Origin of the sequence: Colwellia sp. BRX10-1, assembly GCF_014077545.1 — a bacterium.
GTDB lineage: Bacteria > Pseudomonadota > Gammaproteobacteria > Enterobacterales > Alteromonadaceae > Colwellia_A.
This window is the reverse complement of the sequence record NZ_JACGWC010000010.1, coordinates 93,467-117,064: the sequence shown is the minus strand read 5'-3', so window position 1 is coordinate 117,064 and position 23,598 is coordinate 93,467. Positions and strand designations below refer to the sequence as shown.

Here is a 23,598-nt window from a genome sequence, read left to right as displayed (position 1 = left end):
CAACAAAATATTCACACGTTAAGACTAAGGTATAAGACCATAGACAATAACGTTACGTTATACTCAATTGCCTTGATTTTAATCAATAAAGCCTTTAGCTGTTGCGGCATACTTTATTTATCATCATTAATGAGAGTCACTTACTATGTCATTATTCGACCAAGATAAGAAAACAGTAAAATGGGAACAATTCTTAAAATCAGGTAATCGCATTTTCATTGGCTCTAATGCCGCTGTACCAAACGCCTTAATCGACGATTTAATTGCCAACAGTGCAAAATTGCATGACATTGAAACGGTTCATATATTAACGCTTTCAGATAATAAGTGGGCAACACCTGAGCACAAAGATTTATTCAAAGTAAATGCGCTATTTATTGGTGGTAAAAATATTCGCGAAGCCATCGCAGAAGGCAGAGCTGACTATACACCGAGCTTTATTTCTGATATTCCCCGTTTATTTCGTGAAAATGTTTTACCACTTGATGCGGCATTAATTATGGTTAGTCCGCCAGATGAATATGGTTATTGTTCACTTGGCGTGAGCGTAGACATAGTGTCGTCGGCAGTAAAATCAGCAAAATATGTTATTGCACAAATCAATTCAAAAATGCCACGAACGAATGGACATAGTTTTGTTCATGTTAATCAAATTCATGCTTGGTTAGAGGCAGATCAAACTCTTCCTGTTTTAGCACAACCGAGTATTGACCGAGTGGCAGAGCAAGTAGGTCAATATGTTTCTATGCTCATTGAAGATGGCTCAACCCTGCAAATAGGTATAGGAAAAATTCCTGAAGCGGTCTTACGCTATTTAGCGAACCATAAAGATTTAGGCATTCATAGTGAGATGATCTCTGATGGCGTAATCGACTTAATACGTTCGGGTGTTATTAACAACCGTAAAAAGACCTTTCACAAAGGAAAAGCCGTGTTAACTTTTTGTATGGGAACGCAGCGACTCTACGATTTTGTTGATGGTAACCCCCATGTTGAATTCTATCCTTCAGAGCATGTTAACTCTCCGGTAAATATTGCTAAAAATGATAATATGGTTTCTATTAATAGCGCTATAGAAGTAGATTTGACTGGTCAGGTCGTTTCAGATTCTATTGGTTATCAATTTTATAGTGGTATTGGTGGTCAAGTCGATTTTGTACGTGGCGCGTCATTGAGTAAAGGTGGTAAACCCATTATTGCGCTGCCCTCGACAACAAAAGATGGAAAAACCTCTCGTATTGTTGCCCATATTACCGAAGGTGGTGGTGTGGTCACTTCTCGCGGTCATGTCTCTTATGTTGTTACTGAATATGGTATTGCTTCATTATTAGGGAAAAGTATCCGTGAACGGGCATTAGAACTTATTCGTATTGCTCATCCAAAATTTCGCGAGCAACTTTTAAAAGATGTCAGGAAAAACTATTGGGTGCCAGAATATCAAGAGAGCTCGCCAACCTCAGTACCTGAATTAGGCGAAATAGAACTCAAAAAATTTACCTTTGAAGACATTAATTATTATTTACGCCCCTTAGCTCCCGCTGACGAACGTCGTTTACAGGAGTTTTTCTATTCGCATACCAAAGAAACCTTGATCATGCGTTATAACCATCATGCCACACAAATGACCCGTGAAAACGCTTGTAAGTTAGTCAGTGTCGACCAACATAAAGATTTAGCCTTGTGCTTTACTCAGCGCACTAATTTAGCTGATGTTATCCATGCCGTTGGTCGCTACTACTTCATCGAAAGTCATAATTGTGGTGAAGTAGCTTTCGTTATCAGCGAGCATAAACGTGGTAAAGGAATGGCAAAAACCTTATTAGATGAAATAATAAAAATTGCTACCCTACGTAAGCTAGACAAGCTCATTGCCTGTGTAAGACGAGATAATGCGCCAATGTTAAAGGTCTTTGAAAAAGCAGGATTTCTTCGAAAATATTCTGAAGAGATGGACGAACTCAATTTAGAATTACAATTAACAGCATCAACAATAGCAGAAATAGAGGAACAATCATGACAGTAGGTGTAATTGGTCATCATAAATGTAATGGGCACAGTATGGGGGATTATCATCCAGAAAGCCCAAAAAGACTGGGGGCGATTCAAGATCAGTTGATCCGCAGTGGTCTTGAATATGTTATCCGCCAATATGATGCTACACCTATCGACCGAGATCTCATTTCACTTGCTCACGATGACAAGTATATCCAATATATTTTTGATAATGCTCCAAAAACAAGCGATCAAGATGCCATTTTTCGCCTTGATGATGATACCAGCATGAATGCTGATACCTTACCAGCTGCCTTATTATCGGCTGGTGCAGCGATTAATGCCGTTGATTTAGTGATGGATAAAACCTTAACGGCCGCTTTTTGTGCTACGCGCCCTCCTGGGCATCATGCTGAATATGATAAAGGTATGGGGTTTTGTTTTTTTAATAATATTGCTATCGCAGCCGCTTACGCAAAGAAAAAATATAAACTAGAACGTGTCGCGATCGTAGATTTTGACGTACATCATGGTAATGGCACCGAAGATATTATTAAAAGAGCCACCGCTAATGGCAAAGAACAAGGTTACTTATTTTGTTCAAGCTACCAGTACCCTTTTTATCCTTTTGAAATGCAAGAAAGTGATACGCCACCTATTATCAACACCCCCTTACCTGCCACTTGCAAAGGCCCTGAGTTTAGAGCGGCGATAAGTAAGCATTGGTTGCCGGCTTTAGAGAAATTTAAACCGCAAATTATTTTCATTTCTGCTGGTTTTGACGCTCATATCGAAGATGAAATGTCGCAAATTAGCCTGACTGAGTGTGATTACCGTTGGGTAACGGATGAACTTAAGACCATTGCTGATAAGTACAGCGAAGGTCGAATAATATCAATGCTTGAAGGGGGCTATGCTTTAAGTGCTTTAGGACGAAGTGTCGTTGAACATATGAAAGGTTTAATCAGTAATCAGTAATCAAGCATGTAGCTGAATATTTTTAAACATCAGCTACATTAAACTAACCACAGAAAACATATTAATGGGCTTTTTTAAGTGACTTTACTAATGTTACGACTAATAACACTAAGCCTCCGGCAATAATACCTATGATACCTTCGGTTAATATCGGTACTATAATTTCAGCGATCGCCCCAAAAGTGTTCGCCAGAAATTCAACCAGATGATGTACCTGCTTATGCAACCATGAAAAACTATGGACCAAAATACCACCGCCTACCAAGAACATTGCAATAGTACCAACCACTGTCAGCGTTTTCATTAATGCCGGGGCAAAAATAAGTAAACCGCGCCCTAAAGCTCGTTGAATGGCATTAAAGCGCCCCGAAACAGACTTTCTTAATAAGTATAAGCCTAAGTCGTCAAGTTTAACGATAGCGGCAACAAGCCCATAAACACCAAAGGTTATTGCTAGGGCAAGTCCAGAAACGACCGCAACTTGAACTTCAAAGGCAGCCTCTTGAACTGTGCCTAAAGCAATAACAACAATTTCTGCTGATAATATAAAATCAGTACGGATGGCACCTTTAATTTTTTTCTCTTCAAAGGCGACTAAATCTACTTTTTCATCGGCTAAAGCTAACAACTTTTTTTGATGTGCCTCTTTTTGATCTTGAGATGAATTATCATTATGTTGGAAGAATTTATGGAAGACCTTTTCAAAACCTTCAAAGCATAAAAACAGCCCGCCAATAACAAGCAAGAGAGTAATTAAGGGCGGCGCAAAAGCACTAATAACTAAAGCGGTAGGCACAATGATAAGTTTGTTTAACAGCGACCCTTTAGCAACAGCCCAAACTACCGGTAATTCACGTTCAGCTTTAACTCCTGAGACCTGCTCAGCATTCAGTGCTAAATCATCCCCTAATACGCCAGCTGTTTTCTTTGCTGCGACTTTTGATAAGATAGCGACATCATCAAGTACTGTTGCAATATCATCGAGTAAGGTTAATAAACTTGATCCGGCCAATGGTTTCTCCCTGTTTACGCTGCCAGTTATAGACATCATCGTTATTTACCATCCACAATGGAAGGTCTAAATTTGTCGGCAGCTAAAATAACGTGCAACAAGCACTATTGCAGCAAAGACTAGGATGCCTAAAGCTGTTATCAACATTTTCCTGAACATAAAAAAGGCTGCTCATAGCAACCTTTGTTAAGATAATAAACTAATTCGATTACATTTATTCCACAGGTAAAAATGCATCTGATTGTTCAACTTCATATTTTTTATGTAATTTTGCAGCTAAGACACCTTTGCGGTGAGCGAGGGCTGCTTCCATCTTTTTAGCGGCACTTGCAATAGCAGCGTACAACTCTTTTCCTGATGCCGTTACGGAGATCTCATTACCTTCATAGTGAGTAGAAACTTCTAATTTTTGTTGATGAGGCTCGACGGTAATAATTGCGCTAATAGAAGTGAGACTTGGGTAATGCTTAGCAACTTTTTTAAACTTGTCCTCAATTGACTGCTGGATACCTTCAGTAATTTCAACATGGTGACCGGAAATATTTATTTTCATAATGTTACCTTTTACTAAGAGAAAATTGTCTTCACTTAATATACTCGGGGTTATCTCGGTAAAACACAATGGTAATTTTGTAAAAAAATGAAAAAAAATTGTAACCATATTGAAATATAAATAAATTATTTCTTAAGCATTGATTTCAAGTCAGCAAATGGATTATAGGTTGCCGTATCTTGATTAGTATCACCGGCAATAACTTCTGTTTTATATTTAGCGTGATCTGTATATTTAGCGTGTTCGTTATCGTGACAGTAAATACATAACAGTTCCCAATTACTTCCATCATTTGGATTATTAGTATGGTCGTGATCAACATGATGCACAGTTAACTCCATAAGGTTTGAATAAACAAACTCACGAGCACAGCGGCCACAGACCCAAGGAAATAATTTGAGGGCACGGTCACGATAACCCTTTTCTTTGGCTTTGTAATTGAGGCTTGCGCCTAAGGTATCAGAGGACATAATTAAGCAATATGAAAGTAAACATAAACCATTGTAAAATGCTGCTTAAATATGTTCAATGTCTATTTCAATTCAATTCAATTCAATTCAATCAAGATAACGCTTCAAAGGCTTAACGCATTTAAATGACTTCAATCTTATATTCAATATCCTGCATCATATGTCCATGTACCGAATTATCATGATGGTACTGGGCATTAAACTTTAACGTATGAACACCTTTAGCTAAGGGGCGCAACATTAACCAATAGCCATCAGTAGCAGAAGGATAAACTTTTTCTGTTGCTTGTGTTTTCGCAAGTAATGCGTGTAAATCAAAACACTCTTTTGATTTTATTCGATTATTACGGATATTGGGAATAGATTGGCCATCGAGTTCAGCATAAACAAAATACAACTCTCCATTGTTTAATGCCGCTTCTTGTTTTACTTCATCACAGGTTTTACTGACATTTTGTTCTGGCCAATACGCCATATTAATAATAGGAAAGAAGATATGTTTACCATAAGGAATAATGCAATGCCGCTTTATTTTCGAGGTGCCATAACCACCGGCTAAAAACCAAACATTCCCTTTTTGATTAACACCGCAAAACTCTCCCGTACTATCACGCACCGGAGAGCTTCTATCACTCATTGTTTGGGTCCATTGCCACCAAGTATTCGCATATTGATCAAGTGATTTACCGGCAATGCTCTCATTAACGCCAACAACTATCGGTTGATAATTATTAGCTAAGCCACTGAAGGTGAAAAAACTATAAATAAAACAAATAAAACTTAATGTTTTAATACACATATCAATTCCTTTTTAAATGTAAAACCAGTCACAACTCCACAGTATTGTTTTTAACATTGTTGACACTACTATTACAAGATAATTGCAGTGAAATAGTCATGCTATTGAAATACTTTTTCAGCCCAGCGCGCTAAGCCAACGGTTACACTGCCAAAGTGATCGCCAGCAATCACCGGCGTATTTGGCATTTGCTCACGTAAAAATTGGTTTAACACCGGTGACTTTGCTGAGCCTCCAGTAACAAAAATCACATCAGGTTGGCAATTAGCTTGCACCACACATTCATTCATCAATTGAGCAATTTGCTTCAATTGTGAAGAGCTTGCTTTCAACATCAAGGCACGATTAACTTCTACTTTTAAATTATCAGCTAATTCATCTAGGTATATTGGCTGAGAGTCTTGTTCGGTTAAGCCTATTTTTGCTTGCTCTGCACCATTAACAATAAGATGACTTAATTTTTGCTGGTGAACCTTTAACAAACGTGAGAATACCTCAGGCTGTTTAGCATCGCGTTGCAGCGTTTGCAAATAACGATAATTGGCTTGACTGTAAAAATTAGTTTGCTCGTTAATATTATTAATGGCCACAGCTTGATTAAAACTATTAACAGGCATAGGTTTACCCGTTTTTAACGTATCATTCATCCCTAGGCTTGGCATTATTCCCTTGAGCGCTAATTGAATATCGAAATCATTACCACCAATACGAACACCGGTGTGCGCAAGCAAGTGTTGCTCTCTTGAAGTACTGCTTTTAAATTGTGGTCCCATCAATAACATTGAGCAATCAGTAGTACCACCACCTATATCAACAACCAAAACTTTCGTTTCTTCTTGCAAACTTGCTTCATATTCAAAACCAGCGGCAACTGGCTCATATTGAAATTCTACACTCTTATAACCGACGCGTTTAGCTGCATTAGTTAATATCGTTAACGCTTGACGATTACTTTCTTCACCTTTTAAGCCTTGAAAATTAATCGGTCTGCCAATAACAGTCTGCGTTATTTCTTTTTGCTGGTTTTCTTCAGCCAATGTTTTTATGTTGCTCATCATTGCAGCAACAATATCTTCAAACAAGTTAATTTGGCTATCAACCAAACCACTCGCCCCTAAAAAGGATTTTGGTGACTTAATATAATAACCTTCTTCAGGATCTTCTAAGTATAGATTCAGCGCCGCTTGGCCAAACGATAATTCACTAGGGATGCCATCGAGCTTTAGCTCTCGTAATACATTCTGACCCCTTTGTAACGGACCAACCCGTTGTTGTTTGAACAGGAGCTGTTGCTCTTCACTTAATTGTTGACATAACCAATGAGAAATAATGTCTCGACTTGGTGCGTATAGTGTTGAAGGAATATACTTACCATGTTCGCCTAAAGATAATATCTTCGGCTGGCCACTTTCCATTACTGCGACAGCACAATTTGAAGTACCGTAATCAAAACCTATCATTGTTTATTTATACCACTGAGTCTAAAAGGGGTCGCGTAGCATACTGGGCAAGTGAGTAATTTTCAACTCATTAATAAATTTCAGTGATGTAATCGGTTTAATAACGCGGGTATTTACATTTTATTCAGTTGGTACCAATGACATTAAATAATAATCTTCAGTACAATTAAAAATAACTTTATTTATCTAATACTTTTGTTTAAAAACGCCTTAGTTAATTAACTGTCTCTTTTGAACATGATTATTACGACTATCAAAATATATTTTTCTCAGTGGATATAAATGTGCCACACCGTATGTTTTACCCACTAAGTCCTGCGCATTAGGTGCTCATTTGCAAAATGCGCTACTTAATAAAAAAAATGAGCTTAATAGTACATTTACTTTTTAGTATTTTCATCGGGGTATGCTCTAATAATAAAATGGCTATTAGTTCACTAACTTGCTGATATTTATTTACCCTCGAAAATTTTTAAACGTGAGGATAAAGTGATCATACTCCAAATTTTTGTTTTAGATCATGTGAATACAGACGCTTCTTGTTATAATGCCTTTAAGATTTATGACTCTATTTAATAAGGAAATAAAATGCCTATCTCACGTTCTCGTAATAATCAGCATAAAGTATACATTCCGTCATCTGCGCGTACTAATCACTACTTGTTAGTTAAATTCCCACTGACTGACGAGTTAATCAGCCTAAACAATCAATTAATTGATCGAACTAGTGAGCAGCCCTACCAGCGTCTATATCAACATTTAGCTGACAGTTTCTTTGACGTGAATAATAAATTAGACATAGAAAGTGGACAATTTATTGCTAACGGAAAATTTGCTCGTATCCGTTATAGCCCAGAAAAATTAACCGTACAAACTGATGAAGAAATTCTTTTTTTGTACAGTCCACGCAACCATTACAGCCAAAACACTTACATTAATGGCAAAAAGCGCGTGCGAGTTATTACACTGGTATTTTTAGCTAATGGTGACGATGTTCGCCAAACCTCAGCAGAGTTTCATAAGAATGTTCTGCTCGCTTTAAATGAGTTTATTGACGTTAACCACATTAATAAATCAACAGTAAGAGTCTGTGATCACCAACATTTTACTTATGATTTATTCTCTAAAGATAAAGGCGTTACGGGTACACAAACCCATAAATTACGTACTTTAAAAAATCGCTATGCCGCTGATGATATTAGCTTGCCAGACAAAAGAGATGTACTTACTTATGTAGTGGCTGATTTACCTATTAACCGCCGCATCAAAGAACTACTTAATATTGATAAATCAAAAGAGCAACCTTATCAACCACTCTATGATTTAATCAGCCATGCTTTTATTGAGTCGGCTAATAAGCAACATTTATTCGAAGGTGCTATTTTAGCTAATGGTTTAATACCTATCGTCAGAAGTCGTTTGGAAGAAAAGCATAAAGCTGCAGGTGAGTTACAAAAATTAAGCTTCAACCCATTTGAACCTAATAATAACTTCACCTTACATTTTGCTGGCGATTGCTTAGTTGATTCCATACAATTTGTTATCATAGCAACAGAAGATCATAAAACGAGTCAAGGCTATGGTAAATTCCTTAATTTAGCTGAACAAGCACTGCGTTCAACTGCTGTAAAACTAGGCTATGTTAATTCGAAAGAAGAATTAGTCATCCGCTTACACCAGCACCTAGGTTATGACCTTTAAACCACCCAAGTAAAGATGATGCTATTGACGTTTGTCGTATAACCTTTATATACGACAAACTTATCATTTATTATCATGTGGCATGGCTATAAAGGAAATGTTAAAATGTTAGGGATATTTATTTGTAGAGAAAATTCGTGCCATTAAAACAAAACCTTCATCCAAGCAACCGCCATAACAACGGTTATGATTTTTTAGCACTGTGCCAGTCGTTACCGACATTAAAACCCTTTGTTCATACCAATAAATATCAGAACTTATCTATTGATTTTGCCAATGCAAAGGCGGTAAAAGCACTTAATCAGGCATTATTGAAATATCACTATCAAGTAAATCAATGGGATATACCTACGGGGTATTTATGTCCACCTATCCCTGGCAGAGTCGACTATATTCATTATCTTGCTGATTTATTAGCAATATCACTCCCTGCAACTTCAACCTTAAAGGAAAGCAAAGTATCAGTGCTTGATATAGGCGCTGGGGCAAGTTGCATTTATGCTATTTTAGGTCAACGTGAATATCAATGGCAGTTTACTTGCACCGATATAGATCCGACGTCCATTAAAGTTGCCAAGCAAATAATCGCTGCTGACAAGTCGTTTAAAAAATCGATTACTTGTCGCTTACAGCCGAATTCATCACAAATATTTAATGGCATCATTGAAGAAGATGATCGCTTTGAATTAACCATGTGTAACCCTCCTTTTCATCGTTCATTGGCTGAGGCAACAAAAGGGTCAGCTCGGAAAGTCAAAAATTTAGCGGCAAATAAAAAAACGTTCAACCCCTCGCTAACAACCAGTCCCAGTGTACCGTTAAATTTTGGCGGTCAAAATGCGGAATTATGGTGCGAAGGTGGCGAGCTTGCCTTTATTAATCAGATGATAAAAGAAAGTAAATCTATCCAAAAACAAGTGCTATGGTTTACCTGCTTAGTGTCAAAAAAAGACCACATTAGCCAACTAAAGCAGACGCTTAATAAGTCGAAAGCCAAACAAATAAAAGTTGTAGATATGGCGCAAGGACAAAAAATCAGTCGTTTTATTGCTTGGAGTTTTCTCGATGAAAGCCAGCAAAAAAATTGGTTTAATTTGGTTTAATTTGGTTTAAGCACGCAGATGAGAAACATTAGTCAACGATTGCAAAAAATAGATAATATGGTCAGTACTCACTATCAAAGCATTTGGGATTGTTGCTGTGATCATGGTTTACTGGGACTAACATTATTAAAGCGCCAAACAGCTGACACCGTGCATTTTGTCGATATTGTTCCCTCATTAACCACGCATCTTGAATCATTATTACAAAAGCACTTTAGTGCAGACGACTATATTCAAGCTTGGCAGGTCCATTGTATTGATGTCGCAAAGCTACCGTTGGCAATACAAGATAAACAGTTAGTTATTATTGCTGGCGTTGGTGGAGAGCTACTCATTAGTTTTATTGAAAGTATCATCACTAATTTTCAGCAAAACTCGCTCGTTCCCCCAACAAGCGAAATAGAGTTTATCGTTTGCCCCGTGCATTACAACTACCCTGTAAGACAAACCCTAATAGCTCATAATTTTATTTTACTGGATGAATGTATCGTTACTGAAAACAAACGTTGCTATGAAATTATCCATGTCAAAAAACAGTTTGGTGCATCTGCCGAAATTGATAATCCTTTAAATAAAATATCACCTACCGGTGATAAAATGTGGGATTTGTCGATTAAATCACATCAACAATATTTAGCGAAAACCATTGGCCATTATAAGCGTATGTTACTGGCCGCAAAAGATAATGAGAAACAAACGATTAACCGTATTATTGAACAATACTCTTCCCTTACAACCTAGCTAAGAAAACCTTAAAACAAATCTTGATTAATTTGTATTACATCTAAGTTTATTCGTTAAAAATCAAGTAACTAAGCCACTTAAACAAACGCAAAATAGCAACAAAAAAGGCCTGCATAAGCAGACCTTTAATCATTATACCGCTAATTTATAAAAATTAAACGGTACCTTTTTCCATTTGGTTAAGCTCAATAGATTTAAACAAAGCGGTAAAATTGCCTTCTCCAAAACCTTGGTCGTCAACACGCTGAATCATTTCGATAAAGATTGGACCAAAAATATTTTTAGTGAAAATTTGTAATAAATACGAGTTTTCTTTTTGGCTATCGACAAGAATTTGATGATCTTGAATGCGTTTATGATCTTCTTTAACCCAAGGAATGCGTTTAAATACGTCATCATAATACTCAGGGACGATATCAAGGGTATCAATAATATTTTTATCTAACTTGTCTAAAGAACCAACTAAGTCATCACTGATAAAGGCTAAATGCTGAACACCAGGACCGTTATACTCATCTAAGTACTCATCGATTTGGTTATTCTTCTTACCCTTACCTTCATTAATTGGTAAGCAGAAAGTGCCACAAGGCGATGCTAACGCGTATGAAATTAGTGCAGTTTTCTCACCTTTAATATCAAAGTAGCGCACATCGGTAAAGCCAAAAATATCTTTATAGAAATTAGCCCAATGCTCCATCGTACCTTGATGAACATTGTTCGTTAAATGATCAACACGTAAAAAACCTTTATCTTCGTTAATAACCGGAGCGTCAATCGCTTCAAAGTCATCTTCGTAGATAGAACCCGGATTAGTCGTTGATGCTGCAAATTTCTCAATAAAATAAATTAAACTGTCACCAATACCAAAAATAGCTGGATAGGGTAATTTGTTGTCTTCGTTAGCCGCAGATTTAGCACCACGCTTAATCGCTTCTTCAAAAGCAAAATCAGCATCGTCTACACGCCAGCCCATAGAGCAAATAGCAGGACCATGGCTTTTAGCAAATTCTTTTGAAAAGCCTGCTTTTTCATTGTTTAATAAAAAATGAATATCATTTTGATTAAAGTAATCGATATCACGACCTTTAAACTTTTTCGTTTTTGAAAAACCAAAACCATAAAAAGCGTTTTCCATAAAATCTGAATCGGGTGTCGCATATTCAGTGAATTCTATACCACGAAGGTTAAGTGGATTTTTTACATCAGTCATGTTTATCTCTCTTAAAGAATCAATGGGTGCATTATTACTAGGTTTTCAATGAAGAGATAGCGCAAAGCAAATCTAATAAAACATCGCAGCGTAACAGAAAATGTACGTGCTATCTGTGCGGAATGTATTCGACGTCGAGACAAGCCATATAGTGCTTAGCCAACAGCTGTTCAGTTATGTTTACATGACTAATTAACGCTAAAGTATTCATGCTTTTTGGTAAATTACAGGCATAAAAAAAGGTACGATATACGTACCTTTTTATTATTTATTTATCGACTAGCTAGGACGATTAGAACGCTCTTGACGTTTACGAGGACGATCAGTTGTTGGTGTTGATTCAACCGTTTTAACATCTGAAACCGTAATTTCTAATGATTGACGACGAATTTTAACACGCTTTAATTGCTCAAATGATTTCTCTGGCATGCCTTTTGGTAACTGAACATAAGTATGTTTATCATGTAAGTTAATTGCACCAATGTAGCTACTATCTAACGAAATTTCGTTAGCGATTGCGCCAACGATATCACCAGGACGTGCACCATGCTCTTTACCTACTTCTAAACGGTATGTCTGCCAATCAACGTCGGTACGGTTAACTTTAACTTTACGAGGAGCACGTTCGCCACCACGCTCAGCGCCACGTTCACCACCACGTTCATTTCTGCCGCCACGACTTTCGTTACGACCACCACGCTCACTTCTAGAATCACGGTCACTACGCTCACGCGTTTCACGACGAGGCTTAGGATCTTCTTTTGGTTGTAATGGCTGGTTTAATTGTTTTTGGAACAATAAAGCTGCAGCTAAATCAGTCATAGAAAGCTCTGATTCATTGGCCATTGCTTCAACAATTTCACGCATGTTTACTAAATCTTTATCTGCAACAATTTGTGCCATTTCAACACGTGTACGTTCAATACGTTTTTTACCAATTTCTTCAATATTTGGTAATTCATAAGTGTTAATAACACCTGAAGTTAAACGTTCGTAATGACGTAGAGAGTGCATTTCGCGAGGACGAACAAATGCAATTGACATACCTTCACGACCTGCACGACCTGTACGACCGATACGGTGAACATAAGCTTCATTGTCGCCTGGTAAATCATAGTTAACCACTAATGAAATACGTGGAATATCTAAACCACGAGCAACAACATCAGTTGCCACTAATATAGATGACTTACCTGATTTCATTTGTTCGATACAACGTTCACGCTGTGCTTGGTTCATGTCGCCGTTTAAAGCTAATGCTGGGTAACCAGCTCGCTCTAATTGTTCTGCAACTTCTACCGTGTCGCTACGAGTACGTACGAAAACTATCATCGCATCGTAATCAACGATTTCAGCTATACGCTCTAAAGCGGTAATTTTACGAATGCCACTAACTTTCCAAGCAAATTGAGAAATATTTGCTTTTGACTGTTTAACAGCAGCAATTTTAATATGTTCTGGATCTTTTAAGAAACGGTTAGCAATTTTACGAATTGCTGGTGGCATAGTTGCAGAGAACAAAGCCATTTGCGTCGTTTCTGGTAAATGGTCAAGTATCCACTGAATGTCTTCAAGGAAACCCATGTTAAGCATTTCATCAGCTTCATCAAGTACACAAAAAGATAAGTTACCTAGTTTTAGACTCTTACGACGTAAGTGATCCATTAAACGACCAGGTGTGCCAACAACAACTTGAGCGCCACGCTCTAATTGTTGAAATTGTGGCTGGTATGATTGACCACCGTATAAAGTAGCAACCAATAAACCTTTCATATTTTTACCGAAGCTTTCAATTGCTTCAGCAACTTGCATCGCTAATTCACGTGTTGGTGCTAACACCATTAACTGTGGCTTTTTCAATGAAACATCAATTTTAGCCAATGCAGGTAAACCAAAGGCAGCAGTTTTACCTGTACCTGTTTGTGCTTCACCTAAAACATCTTTACCAGCTAATAATGGCGGAATAGTTTTTGCTTGAATATCAGTTGAGTTTTCGAAACCGATAGATTTTACAGCAGATAATAAAGTTTCAGGCAAGCCTAAAGAGTCAAAGCTCACAGGAGCATCGTTAGAAGTAGTCATAAATTTTGTCTTCTCTTGTGGCGGAATAGGTTAAAAGTAACCAAAACATTCCGCGTTATATACGAGGAAACCACCAGGAAGACTTAAGGCACGTTCACTAAAGAACATAGGGCTAATAAAGAATATTAGCTAAGAAGTCTATTGGGCGGAAAACCCCACTCATTTCGTATAACCAGTGTGAAAGAAAATATTCAAGTCAGAATCACTGTTATCGAGGCGCGCATTATACTGACATTTATTTATTATTCAAGGTATATAAATCATTTTGTTCAAAAAACAATCAGAAAAATGTATTTAATACCAATAAAGATAAATAACAGGGGTAATGAGATTGACCGTGAAAAAGAAACGGCTATGGTTAAATTACAAATACTGACAAGTAATCCTCTGTGGCCTGAGCTATATCGGTCATTTTATGTAGACATTGATATAAAAAAGGCCAGACGCTTATATATGCCTGACCTATATTAAAATCAGTTAAACGTAGATAATATTTTAATTACTCGTCAGCACCCGTTAACAAATCAGAAAAAAGTGAAAGTTTATTTAAAACTAAACCATGAATAGATTTTCTTGGGTAGCGCCCCGTTCGACTAATTTCTCCAGCGGGTTCATTCATCAGCAACTCTAATGCTTGATCAATGTCTTCAACAGCGTGAATGGCAAATTGGTTGTTTTTAACCGCTTCAATAACATCGTCCGCTAACATCAGATTATTAACATTGGTGCGCGGAATAATAACCCCTTGCTTTCCCGTTAAGCCTTCGTCTTTACATAAACGATAAAAACCTTCAATTTTTTCATTAACGCCACCAATTGATTGCACACCTCCGTGCTGATTAATCGAACCAGTAATGGCAAAGCCTTGTTTAATTGGCAGTAAAGAAATAGCAGAAATAAGCGCACAAAGTTCCGCCATAGACGCACTGTCACCATCAATATGTCCGTAAGACTGTTCTATTGCAAGGTTGGCAGAAATTGACACTGGAAAACCTTGCCCGTATTTATGTCCTAAATACCCGGTTAATAACAGCACACCTTTGGAGTGAATAGACTTACCTAAGTCTACTTCTCTTTCTATATCGGTGACGCCTTCACTTCCCGCATAAACGGTTGCTGTGATGCGCGCAGGCGTTCCAAAAACACTGTCCCCTATTTCTAAGACAGTTAAACCATTTACTTTACCGATATGGTGCCCTTGGGTGTCAATCAATACTTGTTTTTCTTTTATTTCACCTAACCATGCCTCACTCATTCGGCCAGTTCTTCGCTGTTTAGCTGCAAGCGCTAAAGCAACATGGCTGGCAGTTAAATGACCTTTGTTGTCTGTTTTCTTCCACAAATAAAAAGCTTCATCAAGTAAGTCGTTTACTTGAACAATATTAGCCGAAATTTTATGTTGATGCTCTGCACGTCTCAATGCATAGCGCACTAGCTCTAATACAGCTTCATTACTGACATGTGGATAGTTGTATTTATGTGCACGCTGGCGAATCAAATGAGCGTAATCATTAAGATTTTCTTCGTTACTTTCAAGATACTGATCAAAGTCTGCTAAGACCCTAAATAATTCGGTGAACTCTTGATCATAGTCTTGCAACATGTAATAAATTTCGGGGTCACCGAGCAATATAACTTTAACGTTTAATGGAATTTTTTCAGGTTGTAAGCTAAATGAGCCCGGTTGACTATATTCAGAGTAAGGATTTTCAATGGTAATTTCTTGTGATTTAAGCGCTAATTTTAAACGTGCCCAGACAAGGGGTTGATTGAGTAGCTTGTCTGCCTCTAAAATTAAATAACCGCCATTAGCCTTATGTAACGCTCCAGGTCTAATTAATCGATAACTGGTATAGGTGCTTCCTTGAAAGCTCGCGAAATCAACATGGCCAAATAAGTTTTGAAAGGTTGGGTTTTGCTCATAAATAACAGGAGCGCCAGCATCAGGTTTTTGAGAAACAAGTAAATTAGGTAAAAATTGTTCAACCATAAGTTTACGCGCATCTTTATCGTTTCTGTTCTCAACACTTTCATCAACAAGAATTTCTAAAACAGTATCAACTACATGGGTTTTTACTTTTGACAAGTATTTTAACACGCCAATATTACTGGCAAACTCATGCTCTAATTCTTCTAGAAATGGCCTAATAGCTTGTTCTGCTGTCTCATTTTTTAATTTACGTAATTTATCAGATGAGATGCGTTTCCATTGTGGTAATTCGATCAATTTTTCAGAGAGGAAATTTTCTAATTTATCTAACAACAGATAAAAGTCAGCACGTTTGCCTTCATCTAAACCGGCAAATTCTTTATCATTTAAAGGTTTTCCCTCAACCAGCGGAGAAAAACCAATCTCTCCATTTTCTTCAAACAATAAAACATTATCTTTTAAAGCACTTTCTTCGACTTCAGCGATGGCTTGATCATATTTTTTATTAAATGCGCGATCAACCGCCGACTTTTGTCGTTGATAACTTGGGTTATCAAAAATCTCAGGAAATAAGTCTAATAATTCATCAATAAAAGTATTGATACGTGCCAATAATTGTTTACCATCTCCGGGACTTAAATAGAGGTTGTGCGGTGCATGAACATCATCAAAATTATTGATATAACACCATTCATAAGGCGTTTCTTGATTGCCAGCGGTTGTCGCTAACATTTGCTTAATTAAGGTTTGTCTACCCGTACCATGCTCTCCCATAGCAAAAACATTAAAACCGGGAGCTTCCATAGACAAACCAAATTCAAGCGCCTCTTTAGCGCGAGCATGACCGATAATAATTTGCTCTACATCAGGAGTGACTTCAGCATTAGAAAACTGCTCAGCAGATAATTGAGCAGTTAATTTTTCAACAGGTAACCGAGTAATTGAAGAAGTTAACTTAACGGATGAAGGCATGCAATATCTCACTGATAACGCTTAAAAAACAAGCGTATAATAATTAATAAATTTAATACTGCCAGTGTACCCTCATTTTAAATAATTAGTAAATTTTAGTGGCGTCCCAGCTTCGTTTTAAGGAGCAAAGGGTAACCTTATAAAAGAACTACCGCCGCAATTAAAACAATCAGCAACATCCGCCGCATGACTGTATGTTATTTTTTCTTGGCAATGCTGGCACTCTAACAAACCAAAACCAATAAAGTCGCCCGTTTTATATAGACCACGATGCTTAATATCTTCATCAAGCTCTGACCACTCCACTTGTGACTTATCAGTGATCGCTTGCATATTTTTCCAGAAAGACTCATTGAGTAAGCCTAAATAGAGGGAATGTTTGGCTTGTGCTTCATTTTGAATAATAAATTCGTTGATATCAAAACGTAAATTATCAACAAACTGCTTAACTTTCTCTTCGGGTAATTTTTCTGCCGCTTGCAAGTAAAGCTTACTTTGCTCTACTTTGTTAACGATATCAGTTATCTCATGCTGGTTAACATCTTCAGCCCATGTAACTAAAGCTTGATAAAGCTCTTGAAAAACACTATTTTTTGATTTCATAACACATTCCTCGACGACTTATAGATTAAGTATAGCTAGTCATAGCTTTATAGAAAAACAAATCAAATAAACTTCTAAAAACTATAACATATCCTTACTTTACTTCAATATGCTCAAAACAGTATCTTGATGTGAGACAGGTATATAAGGTATTCTATCGCCATTATTTTTATGCGTTCATGATCGCGGTCAATTTACTATTGATTGGCTAATGAACACCACATTCTAAAGTGTTTGAGAAATCTTTAATGGAATCCATTTACAATCCCCAAGCTATCGAAGCGCAAGTTCAAAAATTTTGGACTGATAACAATACCTTTAAAGCCGAAGAAAAGCCCGGCCAAGAAAAATATTACTGTCTTGCTATGTTCCCTTATCCAAGTGGACGTTTACATATGGGGCATGTGCGTAATTATAGTTTAGGCGATGTTATCTCTCGCTATCAACGCCTGCAAGGCAAAAATGTTATGCAACCTATGGGTTGGGACGCATTTGGTTTGCCTGCAGAAAATGCGGCAATTAAAAACAAAACAGCGCCGGCTAAATGGACCTATGAAAATATTGATTACATGCGTAACCAATTACAATCACTGGGTTTTGCTTACGACTGGAGCCGTGAATTAGCGACTTGTAAAAAAGACTATTACAAATGGGAACAATGGTTCTTTACGCAACTTTACGAAAAAGGTTTAGTTTATAAGAAAAATGCTACGGTCAACTGGGATCCCGTTGATCAAACAGTATTGGCAAACGAGCAGGTTATTGACGGACGTGGTTGGCGTTCAGGCGCACCGGTTGAACGTAAAGAAATTCCACAGTGGTTTATTAAAATTACTGATTACGCTGAAGAGTTACTTACAGATTTAGACCAACTTACTGAATGGCCTGAACAAGTTAAGACTATGCAACGTAATTGGATTGGCCGCAGCGAAGGTATTGAAATGACCTTCCAAGTTGCAGATTCAGATGAAAGCTTTGACATCTACACCACACGTCCAGATACACTCATGGGAGTTACTTACGTAGCACTTGCTGCGCAGCATCCACTGGCTTTAGCTGCAGCAAAAAACAACCCTGCATTGAACGACTTTATCACTGAATGCAAAACCAATAAATCTACCGAAGCCGATATGGCAACGATGGAGAAAAAAGGTGCCGATACCGGTCTTAAAGCGATTCACCCACTAACCGGTAACATCGTTCCAGTTTGGGCAGCAAACTTTGTCTTAATGGATTACGGTTCAGGTGCGGTAATGTCTGTTCCTGGCCACGACCAACGTGACTTCGAATTTGCCACTAAATACGGCTTGGAGATTACCCAAGTTATTGCTGGTAGCAAAGACGACGATTTCAGTAAGGCAGCAATTACTGAAAAGGGATTATTAATTAATTCAGGCGAATACGACGGTTTAGACTTTGAAGCGGCCTTTAAAGCGATATCAGAAAAATTAATCAGTGAAAATAAAGGCTCTGTAAAAGTTAACTACCGATTGCGTGACTGGGGTGTTTCTCGTCAGCGTTATTGGGGTACTCCCATTCCTATGATGCACCTAGCAAATGGTGAATCTGTCGCGGTACCTCTTGACCAGTTACCCGTTGAATTGCCTGAAGATGTCATCATGAATGGCGTTACATCACCGATTAAAGACAATCCTGAGTGGGCAAAAACCACTTATAACGGTGAAGAAGCATTCCGTGAAACTGATACCTTTGATACGTTTATGGAATCCTCTTGGTATTACGCACGTTACTGTTCACCGAACGATGATACACAAATGATTGACCCCGCCAAAGCAAATTATTGGCTACCGGTTGATCAATACATCGGCGGGATTGAGCATGCTATTTTGCATTTACTTTACGCACGTTTTTTCCACAAGTTATTGCGTGACGCAGGTTTAGTAAACTGTGATGAACCGTTTAAAAAGTTATTATGTCAGGGCATGGTTCTAGCAGATACATATTACCGCGAGGCAGATAATGGTGGTCAAGATTGGATTTCACCAACAGATGTAGACGTTGAGCGTGATGAAAAAGGACAAGTTACTTCGGCTGTTAGCAAGCTTGATGGCAAACCAGTTATTTCTGCTGGTATGAGTAAAATGTCAAAGTCAAAAAATAACGGCATCGACCCACAAGAAGTTATCGGCAAATATGGCGCAGATACTGTACGTTTATTTATTATGTTTACTTCACCACCAGAGCAAACCCTTGAATGGTCTGATTCAGGTGTTGAAGGTGCACACCGTTTCTTAAAGCGTGTTTGGAAACTCGCCTTTGATTTTAGCGAACAAGTAAAAGAACATGGCGAAGTGGCTTTATTGAGCACATTAACCTTGAATGCAGCGCAGAAAACATTACGCCGCGAGTTACACAAAACTATAGCAAAAGTCAGTGATGATATTGGCCGAAGAAACACCTTTAATACAGCTATAGCTTCAATTATGGAATTAATGAACCATTTATCGAAAGCAAGTTTAGTCAGTGTTGAAGACAGAGCGGTTATGCAAGAAGCCGTTCGCGCGGTCATTATAATGTTGACACCAATTACACCACATATGTGTCATGAAATTTGGAAAACATTAGGCGGCGCTAATAACGATAATGCTTCGATTGAAGAAGCATCTTGGCCTATCGTTGATGAGAGTGCTTTGGTTGAAGACCAGAAGTTAATTATCGTGCAAGTTAACGGTAAGGTACGTGCAAAAATTACCGTTTCAGCCAACGCCAACAAAGAAGAAGTTGAAGCCTTAGGTTTAAGTGATGAAACAGTGGTCCGCTTTATTGATGATAAGACAATTCGTAAAGTTATCTATATACCGGGTAAACTTTTAAACATTGTTGCTAACTAATCGCGAAAAAGTCCTACAAAGGTAATAAAAATGAGCCATATGCACAAAAAAACGACAAAACACCAAACACGGGTAGCCGCGGCTACTTTGGTGTTATTCACCTTGTTTTTATCAAGCTGTGGCTTTGCTTTACGCGGTGATTATTTATTATCGCCGCAACTGCAAACTTTGCACTTAAGTTCCGCTGATAAATTTGGGGAGCTTACTCGCCAAGTTAAGCAGCACTTAACGATAAATAAAATAAAGTTGCTGAGCCAAGCTACAGAGAATGTCCCGCAACTTAAACTTTCAAAAGACAGCCTAAACCGTCGCACCTTATCCGTATTTCCAAATGGGCAAGTGGCAGAATACGAATTGATTTATACCGTTAGATATCAGCTAGTACTTTCACAAAAGGATGTTCGCTCTTTTGTTTTTGAACTTAATCGCGATTATCAAGATGATCCCAATATTGCGCTTGCTAAAAGTCGGGAACTGGAATTAATGTTAAGCGAAATGCGCAAAGAAGCGGCTAATAAAATCTTACGCGACCTCTCTACGATTAAAATCTAATGCGGATCTATCATAACCAGCTATCTAATACCCTCAATCAGGGCTTTAAGCCTGTTTGGTTAGTTTTTGGTGATGAGCCTTGGCAAAAGAACAACAGCTTAACCACAATAAAACAGCACTGTCAGCAACAGGGATTTAGTGAAGTTATCCGTTTTAGTGCTGACGATAAATTTGACTGGAACCTTTTGGTTGAAGAGTATCAAGCGATGAGCTTATTTTCAGCACAGCGCATCATTGAAATAGAACTAGTCACCGGAAAAATAGCTGACGCCGGCAGTAAAATACTACTTAAACTCAGTGAAAACTTTCATCCTGATGTACAGCTAATCTTTCATGGTCCTAAAATTGACAGTGCGGGTCAAAAACGAAAATGGTTTAAATCATTAGAACAGTTAGGTTGTTTTGTCCCCCTTTATGATATTGAAGGTCGTCAATTACAACAGTGGTTAAATCAACAAATCAAACAGCATAAATTAAATATTCATCACGATGTTACCCCATTGATGATAGAGCTTTTTGAAGGTAACTTACCGGCTTTAGAGCAAGAGTTACAAAAATTTTCATTGCTGTTTGGTACACAACTAATTATTGCTGAAGACGCAGAAAAATTACTGATTAAACAAGCAAAATTCAATCCTTTTCAGGTGGTTGATACCTTACTTAGTGGTGACCTGCCAAAGTGCATTGGCATGTTAGATCAACTGCAACACGAAGGGGCTGCAATCGGTCAGCTTATTTGGTTTATTCACAAAGAGATAACGCAATTATCAACTATGCTAGAGCAAATTGAACAAGGTGAGAGTATCGATAGTATTTATAAAAAATACCGGATTTGGGATAAAAAGAAACCTCTGTATCAGTATGCCCTTAACCATATTAGTCGTGACAATATTTATCAAGCTCAAGCGCGTTTAGCACAAACTGATTTGATCAGTAAAACCAGTAGTGACTTTAACCCTTTTATATTATTGGCAGATGTTTGTATAAGTCTCTATCACGGACAAACCACCAAAAAATTCAATTTAGATTATGAATTCGGCTAAACGAGTAAGCGAAATTAAGAAAAATATTGCCATAATGGGGGGAACGTTTGACCCTATTCATAATGGTCATATTGAAACAGCTAAAGAAACAGCAGCATGGCTTAATGTTGAACAACTCTTCTTTTTACCTGCGCATTTGCCACCTCATAAAAACACCACAACAGCCAGCGCTATGCACCGAACAGCTATGGTGAACCTTGTTTGCCAACAGCAGCCATTATTTAAGCTTGATAATCGCGAACTAAAACGACATAGCGCTTCTTATACCGTAACAAGTCTACGTGAAATAAAACAAGAACAACCCAACAGTCGGGTTTTCTTTATCATAGGTATGGACTCGTTCCTTAACTTTACCCTATGGCATCAATGGCAAACTATTTTGTCACTATGCCATATTGTCGTCAATATTCGACCTGGCTATCAATTAAATCAAATTAATACCGCCACCCAAGAACTATTAAAAAACCATCAAATAGATGACCTAGCAGAAATAAAGCAACAAGATGCCGGCGGCATTATTTTCCATCAAAACCAGTCGCTTAATATTTCTTCAAGTGAAATACGCCAACAACTTTTAAGCAATAATAAACACAATAATCACTTAACAGAATGCGTACATCATTACATTATTGAAAAAAAACTCTATCAAAAATAATTTGCTAGTTAACCTGCAGAAAAAATGATGATATTATAGCGCATTATTATTTACACTAAGAGTAATTCCCTTGCAAGTTGAAGCGTTAAACGCATTTGTTATTGAAAAAATCGAAGAAATGAAAGGTCGTGACATCACGACTTTAGACATCGGAAAAAAATCAGGCTTTGCTGATTATATGGTTGTCTGTTCAGGTAACTCGAATCGCCATGTTAAATCTATTGCACAATCAGTTGCCATCGAATGCCGCGCTAAAGGTATTGAGCCGTTAGGTATTGAAGGTAATGATGTTGGCGAATGGGCGTTAGTTGATTTAGGCAATTTAATTGTTCACGTAATGACAGACGAAATTCGTGACCGTTACCAGTTAGAAGAATTGTGGAACTAAGCTAATAGTGAAGGTTAACTAAACTATTATGCGACTTACCTTATATGCTGTTGGCAATAAAATGCCAGCATGGGTTACTCAAGGCTTTAACGAATATTGTCGTCGATTTCCGCGCGACATGTCGTTTCATTTAGTAGAAATCCCGCCAGGTAAGCGTGGTAAAAACGCCGATATAGCTCGCATTCTAGAAAAAGAAGGCGAATTATTACTAAACGCAATTCCAAAAGGTAACCGTATTGTTACGCTTGAAGTGGAAGGTAAACCGTGGACAACACCACAGCTTGCCCAACAACTTAAGCGTTGGCAATTAGACAGCCGCGATGTTGCTTTACTTATTGGTGGCCCCGAAGGTTTAGCCCCCGCTTGTATTAAAGCTTCAGAACAAAAATGGTCTTTATCGCCATTAACCTTGCCACATCCATTGGTGCGTATTGTTGTTGCTGAAAGTCTGTATCGAGCTTGGAGCATTAACAATAATCACCCGTATCACCGAGAGTAA

The 23,598-nt window shown here is 37.8% G+C and carries 20 protein-coding genes; 11 read left to right on the top strand and 9 right to left on the bottom strand.

Annotated elements, in window-relative coordinates; all coding sequences use genetic code 11:
- Window positions 1-145 precede the first annotated feature (145 nt).
- Window positions 146-2,017 carry a GNAT family N-acetyltransferase gene (locus tag H4J75_RS10600; RefSeq protein WP_070376122.1) on the top strand — a complete coding sequence of 624 codons (1,872 nt, stop codon included), beginning with the start codon at window positions 146-148 and terminating at the stop codon, window positions 2,015-2,017.
- Window positions 2,014-2,970: a histone deacetylase family protein gene (locus H4J75_RS10595; RefSeq protein WP_070376121.1), complete on the top strand. Its 957-nt coding sequence runs from the start codon at window positions 2,014-2,016 to the stop codon at window positions 2,968-2,970. The genes H4J75_RS10600 and H4J75_RS10595 overlap by 4 nt, the downstream gene beginning before the upstream one ends.
- A gap of 61 nt (window positions 2,971-3,031) precedes the next feature.
- Here the strand turns inward: H4J75_RS10595 and H4J75_RS10590 are convergent, their stop codons facing one another.
- From H4J75_RS10590 to yegD, 5 genes are all read right to left on the bottom strand, one after another.
- On the bottom strand, window positions 3,032-3,982 hold the full coding sequence (locus tag H4J75_RS10590) for a DUF808 domain-containing protein (protein ID WP_182222099.1): 951 nt from the start codon (window positions 3,980-3,982) through the stop codon (window positions 3,032-3,034).
- A gap of 214 nt (window positions 3,983-4,196) precedes the next feature.
- The gene (hpf, locus tag H4J75_RS10585) at window positions 4,197-4,535 is read right to left on the bottom strand and encodes a ribosome hibernation-promoting factor, HPF/YfiA family (protein WP_070377205.1); all 339 of its coding nucleotides are present in this window, start codon (window positions 4,533-4,535) and stop codon (window positions 4,197-4,199) included.
- 125 nt (window positions 4,536-4,660) lie between these two features.
- Window positions 4,661-5,005: a YajD family HNH nuclease gene (locus H4J75_RS10580; RefSeq protein ID WP_070376120.1), complete on the bottom strand. Its 345-nt coding sequence runs from the start codon at window positions 5,003-5,005 to the stop codon at window positions 4,661-4,663.
- Window positions 5,006-5,126: 121 nt separating this feature from the next.
- Window positions 5,127-5,804, bottom strand: a complete 678-nt coding sequence (locus H4J75_RS10575; RefSeq protein ID WP_182171239.1) for a hypothetical protein — start codon at window positions 5,802-5,804, stop codon at window positions 5,127-5,129.
- A 101-nt stretch (window positions 5,805-5,905) separates the two neighbouring features.
- Entirely contained in the window at window positions 5,906-7,264 is a 1,359-nt protein-coding gene (yegD, locus tag H4J75_RS10570) for a molecular chaperone (RefSeq protein WP_182214996.1), read from the bottom strand.
- 588 nt (window positions 7,265-7,852) lie between these two features.
- Between yegD and H4J75_RS10565 the strand changes: the two genes are divergently transcribed.
- From H4J75_RS10565 to H4J75_RS10555, 3 genes are all read left to right on the top strand, one after another.
- Window positions 7,853-8,965 (top strand): DUF3083 family protein, encoded by a 1,113-nt coding sequence (locus H4J75_RS10565; RefSeq protein WP_182222098.1) that lies wholly within the window; start codon window positions 7,853-7,855, stop codon window positions 8,963-8,965.
- A 137-nt stretch (window positions 8,966-9,102) separates the two neighbouring features.
- On the top strand, window positions 9,103-10,068 hold the full coding sequence (rlmF, locus tag H4J75_RS10560) for a 23S rRNA (adenine(1618)-N(6))-methyltransferase RlmF (RefSeq protein WP_182222097.1): 966 nt from the start codon (window positions 9,103-9,105) through the stop codon (window positions 10,066-10,068).
- Window positions 10,069-10,086: 18 nt separating this feature from the next.
- Window positions 10,087-10,809, top strand: a complete 723-nt coding sequence (locus H4J75_RS10555; protein ID WP_182222096.1) for a tRNA (adenine(22)-N(1))-methyltransferase TrmK — start codon at window positions 10,087-10,089, stop codon at window positions 10,807-10,809.
- Between the two features lie 157 nt (window positions 10,810-10,966).
- Here H4J75_RS10555 and hppD read toward each other — a convergent pair whose 3' ends face one another.
- From hppD to H4J75_RS10535, 4 genes are all read right to left on the bottom strand, one after another.
- Window positions 10,967-12,022, bottom strand: a complete 1,056-nt coding sequence (hppD, locus tag H4J75_RS10550) for a 4-hydroxyphenylpyruvate dioxygenase (protein ID WP_070376113.1) — start codon at window positions 12,020-12,022, stop codon at window positions 10,967-10,969.
- Window positions 12,023-12,301: 279 nt separating this feature from the next.
- Complete coding sequence (locus tag H4J75_RS10545) at window positions 12,302-14,104, bottom strand: DEAD/DEAH box helicase (RefSeq protein ID WP_070376112.1); 1,803 nt, start codon at window positions 14,102-14,104, stop codon at window positions 12,302-12,304.
- Between the two features lie 499 nt (window positions 14,105-14,603).
- A complete protein-coding gene (locus tag H4J75_RS10540) occupies window positions 14,604-17,006 on the bottom strand; it encodes an ATP-binding protein (protein WP_182215003.1) in 2,403 nt (800 codons plus the stop codon).
- A gap of 117 nt (window positions 17,007-17,123) precedes the next feature.
- Entirely contained in the window at window positions 17,124-17,609 is a 486-nt protein-coding gene (locus tag H4J75_RS10535) for a zinc ribbon-containing protein (RefSeq protein WP_182215005.1), read from the bottom strand.
- A gap of 248 nt (window positions 17,610-17,857) precedes the next feature.
- Here H4J75_RS10535 and leuS point away from each other — a divergent pair, with 248 nt between their 5' ends.
- From leuS to rlmH, 6 genes are all read left to right on the top strand, one after another.
- On the top strand, window positions 17,858-20,461 hold the full coding sequence (gene leuS, locus H4J75_RS10530; protein WP_182222095.1) for a leucine--tRNA ligase: 2,604 nt from the start codon (window positions 17,858-17,860) through the stop codon (window positions 20,459-20,461).
- A 30-nt stretch (window positions 20,462-20,491) separates the two neighbouring features.
- Window positions 20,492-21,013 (top strand): LPS assembly lipoprotein LptE, encoded by a 522-nt coding sequence (lptE, locus tag H4J75_RS10525; protein WP_259364662.1) that lies wholly within the window; start codon window positions 20,492-20,494, stop codon window positions 21,011-21,013.
- A complete protein-coding gene (holA, locus tag H4J75_RS10520) occupies window positions 21,013-22,056 on the top strand; it encodes a DNA polymerase III subunit delta (protein WP_182222094.1) in 1,044 nt (347 codons plus the stop codon). Before lptE ends, holA begins: the two co-directional genes overlap by 1 nt.
- Window positions 22,043-22,711: a nicotinate-nucleotide adenylyltransferase gene (nadD, locus tag H4J75_RS10515; protein WP_182222093.1), complete on the top strand. Its 669-nt coding sequence runs from the start codon at window positions 22,043-22,045 to the stop codon at window positions 22,709-22,711. Before holA ends, nadD begins: the two co-directional genes overlap by 14 nt.
- Window positions 22,712-22,781: 70 nt before the next feature.
- A complete protein-coding gene (rsfS, locus tag H4J75_RS10510; RefSeq protein WP_070376106.1) occupies window positions 22,782-23,099 on the top strand; it encodes a ribosome silencing factor in 318 nt (105 codons plus the stop codon).
- Between the two features lie 28 nt (window positions 23,100-23,127).
- Complete coding sequence (gene rlmH, locus H4J75_RS10505; RefSeq protein WP_182222092.1) at window positions 23,128-23,598, top strand: 23S rRNA (pseudouridine(1915)-N(3))-methyltransferase RlmH; 471 nt, start codon at window positions 23,128-23,130, stop codon at window positions 23,596-23,598.